Below are 5,018 nucleotides of genomic sequence, written 5' to 3'. Positions count from 1 at the left end.
GCTCTCACTGGAGTGAGACCGCCGTCTTTGGTTGAATCATTCGCTCATCCGCGCCAGCTACTCTCGTCTCGCCCCAGAAACCGAGTCAGTAATCAGGAACGATGGGAACTACCGACTGTAGAAGGAGTATTAGAGACGACTTCATCCGAAGTGGTCACAATCTCTCCCCCATTTCCAACGATCGGGAGATCCGCTTCATCACCGTTTGCGAGCGTGTGAATCAGCGAATCAATGTACTCCTTTGACTTTGGTTCGATTTCCTGCGCTAGCGAATCGTCGATTTCTGCAATTACGAGCTGCGTCACTCGCTCCGCGAGGCTTTCTTTTTGCTGTTGGAGTGTTTCGACGGCATGCTGTCGTGCTTCAATACGATGGGCAATCGTGTCTGCTTCGCCAGTCTTGACCAGCTCCTTTGAGAGGAGTTCCAGGACGTGCCAATTGTCTTCGAGCTCACCGATTGAGAACCGTGCTAATGAGACCTCATCAGGACGAGAGCTGTCTTTTCGACGACGGAAAATCTCAAATTGACTGCCGGTTGTGAGGAGTCCCCAATCAACTCCTTTCTGTCGCATGTAGCTCGTCAACTGACTTCGATCAGCATCAGTGAGAGTACTGTCGCACCCTTTCGCTTCGATGAACACGACGGGGGCGGTCTCGATGAGAAGGGCATAATCTGCACGGGTGTTCCCTCGACCGATCTGCATTGGATATTCGAGTTCTACTTCTGACGAGAACATATCCCACCCGAGAAGATCAATGAGCGGTTGGATGAGTTTCACCTTCGTATTTTCCTCGTCCATTTGCGGTGCTTGGTCGATTAGTGATTGGGATCGTTCGACGTACGCTGTGATCTCAGATTCGTTCATCGATTAGTTAGTCCTCGCGTGCGTCAGCGACAAAGCGGTAGAGACCTCGATTGACCTTTTCGACCCATCCTGCATCAACGAGTCCGCGAAGTTCCCGATTGATGTACTGTTTACGAGTATCGAGCTGTTCTTCGAGGCGTTTTGGATTGGCATAGCCCCAGGGTTGTGTCTCGTCTCTCCCCGCTTTGAGCACCTCTAAAATAGCCTCCTGGCGGTCGTTTGGTTCGAATTTCTCGTTAACCATTATGACAAGAGGTGTTACTTAGTTACGATTAATGTTACGAAAATATTGTTGGTATGAGTTACTGTGATCGTTAATGGTATTGTTAGGGGGTAATAGTAGACTGCTAAATGAGGAGGTGAAAGGGAGCGTTATCGAAGTACTGCGCAGGCCCACACCACTTAATCCCTGCTTTGAATTCAATAGTTCAGAGATTCTATCTCCCTCAGTATTTATGGTCCGGACTGAGAACAATGAGTTATTCAAATGACGCTATTCGAAAAAGGCGAACAATACGTTCGCCAAGAAATTCACGATGAATTCGGCGGCCGTCGCCAGCATGGAATTTCACCATGTGGAGATTCACCCTATGTCTTCCTGTTCACCGGCGGGTCTGGGGAAGACCATGGCTACCAAGACGAGTTCAAAGACGATGGGACAGTGATCTACACGGGAGAGGGTCGGGAGGGAGATATGACGTATGACCAGGGGAACAAAGCCATCCTCCAGCATCAATCGGATGGTCGCCAGCTTCATCTCTTCAAAATGCTCGGCAAAGGAATGGTCAAATACGTTGGACAGTACGAATACGTCGATCACTTCGAACAGCAACTCCCAGATACGAACAAGAACCTTCGACGTGGGATTCGATTCGTTCTCGCACCCGTTTCTAACGCGATTGGAGAGGAGGAGTCACTTGGAACAGAAACCACACTCAGCGAGGCAGAACTATACGAGCGGGCAAAAGCAGCGAGCAGCTCTGAGCCAGCAACCTCGACGTCTGTCACAGAAACCCACCGTCGTGCATCCGAAGTAAGAGAATACGCGCTCGCTTGGGCAGATGGAACGTGCCAGGGTTGTGATCAGCCGGCACCATTCGAGACTTCGAGCGGGAACCCCTATTTGGAAGTTCACCATGTGCACCGACTCAGTGATGGTGGTCCCGACGATCCTGAATCAGTGATTGCAGTTTGTCCGAATTGCCATCGACAAGCCCACAATGGAGCTGACAAAGATGCGTTTAATCAGCAACTCATCGAGCGGCTCGAAGCCAAGCACGAGAGCATGGAAGTTGAGAGTATCTAAGCGATGGCTGATATCGTGGATGTTGCACAGTTAGTGATACGTTCTGATGTGGATGATAGCTTCCGGTATTTGCTTGCTCGGCGTACTGAGGATGGGTACACCAGATGCACCGCTGTTCGGAAGGTGATCCGTACGCTCGGGACAGCCGTATCGGTAACCCACTTCAAGGCCCTCAGGAGTGCGGGTATAGCGGGCTCGGCGGGTCGAGCAGCGGAACCCGTTCTCGTGTTCTGGAGGAGAAAATAGAATGGTTCCAGGGTTTGGTTCGCAGAAATGTAACATGAATATAATTCCTTCACTTTGACCAGAAGTATTAAGTTATAATTATTATAAGACTAGCTTATGCGGATTAGTCAGGATTTTGGAAATGGTGAAGTATACGAGATTGAAGTCAATCATGGTGAGTCTGGTCCTCTGAATCATATAGCACACTATCCAATCAAAAAAGGACCAAGAACCTACAAATCACTTAACGTATTTGAAGTACCAGAGAAAGACGAAGATCAATATATTCTCGGGTTTTGGAAAGCAAGAAAGAATAGTGGATTTCTCAACCAAGACGAAGAGACAGAATTCAGATGTTCAAAAGAAGAAGTAACTCGACTCCTCGGATTTCTTGAGAATATCTACGAACTAAAAGGGTTAGATCGAGGTAATCATGTGATTTTAAAGAAAGAAAGCCCTTCATCAGAAGCGGCTGCATCAGCGGTTGAAGCAATCAAATCTTGTGAAGACGATGGTCTACAGGACATTCTACTTGAGTTAATCGGTAGCCTAACGGACTTAGATGTCGAAATTGGGGCCTTAGATCTATCCTCAGATAAAGTGGAACGGGATGCTGTTAAAGCAGAGCATGCGATAAAGTATGCAAGAACAAAATCAATTCTTGAAGAGTTCCGACAAAAAATAGAGAGAGAAGAGGCAGAGTCTGAATATCAAGAATTTCTTGAAGATAACCCTTGGCTGTTCGGCCAAGAATATGTTCAGCAAATAGAATTGAGAGAACTCACGCGAGATGAAGAGGTAGATTTCTGTTTTGAATCAGTAGATGGTTTTTTTGACGTTATAGAAATTAAAAAACCAGAGACAACAGTACTGGTTGAGGATGGTTCGCATGACACATATAAAGCGAGTGCCGAGTTATCAAGTGCGATCGCACAAGTCCAAAACTACATTTATCGAATTGAACAAGCCCAAGGGAATATTCTCATGCGAGATGGGATGAATATGGTAAAACCGAGAGGGATCATTGTTATCGGAGATGATCTGAGTTCTGATGAGCGTGAGTCTCTTCGAGTAATGAACAGTCATTTGAATAGAATCACGATACACACATTCTCGGATATCACTAAGATAGGGCAACGTATTGTTGATCGATACGATGAAGATGAGGAATTACCTGTAAAAGAGATACGTGAAGATGACTCTGAATAACAACCTACTCACGAGTATTTTGGATATCATCTCTTTTCCAGTCTACCAAGATATACTCGGCCAGCACTTGAGAAGTTACATGAGAGTGGTGAAGTTGAGCGGCGGAAGTCAAGTCCACGGGTGGTTATCTGGTAGATTTCAGAAGAATAAACGCGGAAGTCAGAAGTTTTGTGGGCATAAATATGGTAGACATGAAAGTAAGACCAACATCTATCTATTCACAATTAGCGATATGCACATCAACGCCGCCATCCAACCGAACAGATGATGAATGAGCATTATGTTCAGGAATCCTATCTTCGGCTATTTTCCCCCGTCGACGAGGGCGTGATTGCACGATACTCATTGGTAGAGAAACACGGAGGGGGTGACTACTACGATCCGATCGATAAATTCCCTGTCGGGAAAGCTGCGTCCTCAGAAAACTACGCTGAGGGATTCTTCGAAGGAGACGAAACTAACCAGGCAGAAAACGCGATGGTGAAGGCCCTGAAGAGAATCATCGATAACAAGGCTCTCTCGGAGGAAAACATCGCTCGTCTCACTCAGTTCATCGTGTTTCAGAGAGACCGGTCTCCACGAGCGAAGACATTCCACAGGTTGAAATAGGAGATCTCCCAGACCGCTGGAATCCCGATACGAGGAAATTGGGAATCAGTCATAGAACTTGACGCGGGGGAACGCCACGAGGGATTCCAATTCATGGGATGGAGGATTATAGAGAACGAGACTGATCTCCCTTTCTTCACCTCAGACGGTCCGGTTGTCATCTACGAGGAAGAGTATCCAGGCGGCGGCTTGAAGGAAGGATTCCAATTTAAGGGTAAGGAAGTGTTTTGTCCGGTGAACCCAGACAAGCTGCTTCTATTCTTGGATCCCGACACATTCGACGTCGAACCTCAACACCCATCGACTGACATACCTCGGATCAAGGTAAATGATCGGAAAGAGATTTGGAGGTTTAATTTGCTCCAAGGTCTCAGCTCCTTTCACGAGATATTCGGCCCCGTCGGAACCGGGGATAAATTAGAGCGGATGATCGAAGTCATGTGCAAACACTTCCCCGACGAGGATTGCATCCGGGGCACTCGATGGGACACGGAACGAATACTGGAAGCCCAAAGATCCGGTTTCAGAGAAGCAACTTCCCGTCCAGAACAGCTTACAATCCCGCCAGAAGACAGAGAGATAATCACCGCTACGAAGAAAGCGTCAGATGCTCGCTGGATGCTCAATCACAACATCTCACTAATCGATGAGCTACGTCGAGAAAATCCAATAGACGAATATTGGGAGCCTGTCCAAGAAACATCGACGGGATGACTCAGATTCTCTGGATTTCGAGCCATATGACATAAATCTTATCTAGCTGAAACTCCTGTACAGCGTAAGGATTCTCATGACGTCCAACT

The 5,018-nt window shown here is 47.2% G+C and carries 6 protein-coding genes; 4 read left to right on the top strand and 2 right to left on the bottom strand.

Annotated features, from left to right (window positions below; genetic code table 11):
- Positions 1 to 92 precede the first annotated feature (92 nt).
- Together ACR3FF_RS25675 and ACR3FF_RS25670 are read right to left on the bottom strand one after the other, a co-directional pair.
- Entirely contained in the window at positions 93 to 866 is a 774-nt protein-coding gene (locus ACR3FF_RS25675) for a type I restriction enzyme HsdR N-terminal domain-containing protein (protein WP_458190937.1), read from the bottom strand.
- A gap of 7 nt (positions 867 to 873) precedes the next feature.
- Positions 874 to 1,110, bottom strand: coding sequence for a MarR family transcriptional regulator (locus ACR3FF_RS25670; RefSeq protein WP_435158061.1), 237 nt, complete (start codon positions 1,108 to 1,110; stop codon positions 874 to 876).
- Between the two features lie 243 nt (positions 1,111 to 1,353).
- On the opposite strand from ACR3FF_RS25670, the gene ACR3FF_RS25665 reads away from it, so the two are divergent.
- The 4 genes from ACR3FF_RS25665 (at position 1,354) to ACR3FF_RS25650 (ending at position 4,929) form a co-directional block, all read left to right on the top strand.
- The gene (locus ACR3FF_RS25665; protein WP_458190936.1) at positions 1,354 to 2,172 is read left to right on the top strand and encodes an HNH endonuclease; all 819 of its coding nucleotides are present in this window, start codon (positions 1,354 to 1,356) and stop codon (positions 2,170 to 2,172) included.
- 342 nt (positions 2,173 to 2,514) lie between these two features.
- Positions 2,515 to 3,606, top strand: coding sequence for a Shedu immune nuclease family protein (locus ACR3FF_RS25660; RefSeq protein ID WP_458190935.1), 1,092 nt, complete (start codon positions 2,515 to 2,517; stop codon positions 3,604 to 3,606).
- A 345-nt stretch (positions 3,607 to 3,951) separates the two neighbouring features.
- Positions 3,952 to 4,215: a hypothetical protein gene (locus tag ACR3FF_RS25655; RefSeq protein WP_458190934.1), complete on the top strand. Its 264-nt coding sequence runs from the start codon at positions 3,952 to 3,954 to the stop codon at positions 4,213 to 4,215.
- A 3-nt stretch (positions 4,216 to 4,218) separates the two neighbouring features.
- Complete coding sequence (locus tag ACR3FF_RS25650) at positions 4,219 to 4,929, top strand: DUF4238 domain-containing protein (protein ID WP_458190938.1); 711 nt, start codon at positions 4,219 to 4,221, stop codon at positions 4,927 to 4,929.
- The last annotated feature ends 89 nt before the right edge of the window (positions 4,930 to 5,018 follow it).

The organism is Haladaptatus ordinarius (genome assembly GCF_054177595.1).
This window is presented reverse-complemented; position numbering and strand designations above follow the sequence as displayed.

Bases quoted from the DNA above. Each gene is read 5' to 3' on its own strand.
- ACR3FF_RS25675 (WP_458190937.1), bottom strand. From the start codon at position 866: ATGAACGAATCTGAGATCACAGCGTACGTCGAACGATCCCAATCACTA.
- ACR3FF_RS25670 (WP_435158061.1), bottom strand. From the start codon at position 1,110: ATGGTTAACGAGAAATTCGAACCAAACGACCGCCAGGAGGCTATTTTA.
- ACR3FF_RS25665 (WP_458190936.1), top strand. From the start codon at position 1,354: ATGACGCTATTCGAAAAAGGCGAACAATACGTTCGCCAAGAAATTCAC.
- ACR3FF_RS25660 (WP_458190935.1), top strand. From the start codon at position 2,515: ATGCGGATTAGTCAGGATTTTGGAAATGGTGAAGTATACGAGATTGAA.